Here is a 3,317-nt window from a genome sequence, read left to right as displayed (position 1 = left end):
CCCACACTACCATCGGCGATGGCGCTTTTCACTTCTGAGTTCGGGATGGGATCAGGTGGTTCAACGCCTCTATGATCGTCAAGCAATTCTTTTTGCGTTCGTTCTGGTTAGGTTTGTTGCCTTACCAAAACACGCGAAGACGTGCTTGGATCTTTAACAATTCTTTTTTTGAAATAACGTGTATCAAGGTTAAACCGATTTCTTAATCGTATATGTGTCTAAAAACCACTTTGGTGTTATATGGTCAAGCCTCACGAGCAATTAGTATTGGTTAGCTCAATGCCTCACAGCACTTACACACCCAACCTATCAACGTCCTAGTCTCGAACGGCTCTTTAGGGGACTTATGTCCCAGTGAGATCTTATCTTAAGGGAGGCTTCCCGCTTAGATGCTTTCAGCGGTTATCCCGTCCGAACATAGCTACCCGGCAATGCCACTGGCGTGACAACCGGAACACCAGAGGTTCGTCCACTCCGGTCCTCTCGTACTAGGAGCAGCTCCTCTCAAATCTCAAACGTCCACGGCAGATAGGGACCGAACTGTCTCACGACGTTCTAAACCCAGCTCGCGTACCACTTTAAATGGCGAACAGCCATACCCTTGGGACCGGCTTCAGCCCCAGGATGTGATGAGCCGACATCGAGGTGCCAAACACCGCCGTCGATGTGAACTCTTGGGCGGTATCAGCCTGTTATCCCCGGAGTACCTTTTATCCGTTGAGCGATGGCCCTTCCATACAGAACCACCGGATCACTAAGACCTACTTTCGTACCTGCTCGACGTGTCTGTCTCGCAGTTAAGCGTGCTTTTGCCTTTACACTCTATGCATGATTTCCGACCATGCTGAGCACACCTTCGTGCTCCTCCGTTACTCTTTGGGAGGAGACCGCCCCAGTCAAACTACCCACCACACAGTGTCCTCGATCCCGATAAGGGACCTGAGTTAGAACCTCAAACATACCAGGGTGGTATTTCAAGAGTGGCTCCACCAAAACTAGCGTCTTGGTTTCAAAGCCTCCCACCTATCCTACACAAGTAGGTTCAAAGTTCACTGTGAAGCTATAGTAAAGGTTCACGGGGTCTTTCCGTCTAGCCGCGGATACACAGCATCTTCACTGCGATTTCAATTTCACTGAGTCTCGGGTGGAGACAGTGTGGCCATCGTTACGCCATTCGTGCAGGTCGGAACTTACCCGACAAGGAATTTCGCTACCTTAGGACCGTTATAGTTACGGCCGCCGTTTACTTGGGCTTCGATCAAGAGCTTCGCTTGCGCTAACCCCATCAATTAACCTTCAAGCACCGGGCAGGCGTCACACCCTATACGTCCACTTTCGTGTTTGCAGAGTGCTGTGTTTTTAATAAACAGTCGCAGCCACCTGGTATCTTCGACCGACTGGTGCTTACGGGGCAAGCCCTTCACACTGGCCGGCGTACCTTCTCCCGAAGTTACGGTACCATTTTGCCTAGTTCCTTCACCCGAGTTCTCTCAAGCGCCTTGGTATTCTCTACCTGACCACCTGTGTCGGTTTGGGGTACGGTTCGATCATATCTGAAGCTTAGAAGTTTTTCCTGGAAGCATGGCATCAACCACTTCGCCCAAAAGAGGGCTCGTCGTCAGTTCTCGGTCTTCCCATTAAAGGGGGGTGCCCGGATTTGCCTAAGCACCCAACCTACCGCCTTAAACACAGACAACCATCGCTGTGCTGGCCTAGCCTTCTCCGTCTCTCCATCGCAATATGGTCGAGTACAGGAATATTAACCTGTTTCCCATCGACTACGCATTTCTGCCTCGCCTTAGGGGCCGACTCACCCTGCCCTGATTAACATGGGACAGGAAACCTTGGTCTTCCGGCGGGGGAGTTTTTCACTCCCCTTATCGTTACTCATGTCAACATTCGCACTTCTGATACCTCCAGCCTGCCTTACAGCTTGACCTTCAACGGCTTACAGAACGCTCCTCTACCATGCCTAATAAATTAAGCATCCGTAGCTTCGGTGTACAGTTTTAGCCCCGTTATATCTTCCGCGCAGGCCGACTCGACTAGTGAGCTATTACGCTTTCTTTAAAGGATGGCTGCTTCTAAGCCAACCTCCTAGCTGTCTAAGCCTTCCCACATCGTTTCCCACTTAACTGTAACTTTGGGACCTTAGCTGACGGTCTGGGTTGTTTCCCTTTCCACGACGGACGTTAGCACCCGCCGTGTGTCTCCCGTAATTGCACTCATTGGTATTCGGAGTTTGCATGGGGTTGGTAAGTCGGGATGACCCCCTAGCCCAAACAGTGCTCTACCCCCAATGGTGAGATACGAGGCGCTACCTAAATAGCTTTCGAGGAGAACCAGCTATCTCCGGGCTTGATTAGCCTTTCACTCCTATCCACAAGTCATCCCCAGCCTTTTCAACGGATGTGGGTTCGGTCCTCCAGTTAGTGTTACCCAACCTTCAACCTGCTCATGGATAGATCGCCCGGTTTCGGGTCTATTCCCAGCAACTAAACGCCCTATTAAGACTCGGTTTCCCTACGGCTCCACTACATGCTTAACCTTGCTACTGAAAATAAGTCGTTGACCCATTATACAAAAGGTACGCAGTCACGGAACTAAGTCCGCTCCCACTGCTTGTACGTACACGGTTTCAGGATCTATTTCACTCCCCTCACAGGGGTTCTTTTCGCCTTTCCCTCACGGTACTGGTTCACTATCGGTCAGTCAGGAGTATTTAGCCTTGGAGGATGGTCCCCCCATATTCAGACAGGATAACACGTGTCCCGTCCTACTCGTTTTCATGATTAAGGTGTTTTCGTATACGGGGCTATCACCCTCTACGGCGGCCCTTTCCAGAGCCTTCTACTAACACCAAAACCACTTAAGGGCTAATCCCCTTTCGCTCGCCGCTACTTAGGGAATCTCGGTTGATTTCTTTTCCTCCGGGTACTTAGATGTTTCAGTTCCCCGGGTTCGCCTCCACACAGCTATGTATTCACTGTGGGATACTCTACAAGTAGAGTGGGTTTCCCCATTCGGACATGTTCGGATCAAAGTCTGTTTATCGACTCCCCGAACCTTTTCGCAGATTACCACGTCCTTCATCGCCTCTGACTGCCAAGGCATCCACCGTGCACGCTTGGTCACTTGACCATATAACCCAAAATAGTTTCGGATCACATACCTAAGAGCTTTTGTACCTCTTAGGATTTACGATAATAAGAAACACTAGGTTAAAGTGTTTCTCACCGGTTTAACGCTTGATTCATCGTTATTTCAAAATTTGAATTGTTAAAGAGCAAGTTTAGTGCAAAGCACTAAGTCAGAGA

General features: G+C 49.8%; 2 rRNA genes. Both read right to left on the bottom strand.

The window, feature by feature from the left end:
- A 5S ribosomal RNA gene (gene rrf, locus J9B83_RS15560) occupies nt 1-83 on the bottom strand; the annotation flags it as partial.
- A 157-nt stretch (nt 84-240) separates the two neighbouring features.
- Nucleotides 241-3,141 (bottom strand): 23S ribosomal RNA (locus J9B83_RS15555).
- Between the last annotated feature and the right edge of the window lie 176 nt (nt 3,142-3,317).

This window comes from Marinomonas vulgaris, from assembly GCF_018145875.1.
GTDB lineage: Bacteria > Pseudomonadota > Gammaproteobacteria > Pseudomonadales > Marinomonadaceae > Marinomonas > Marinomonas vulgaris.
Note: the sequence above shows the minus strand (reverse complement) of the source record. Positions and strands in the feature narration are given on the sequence as shown.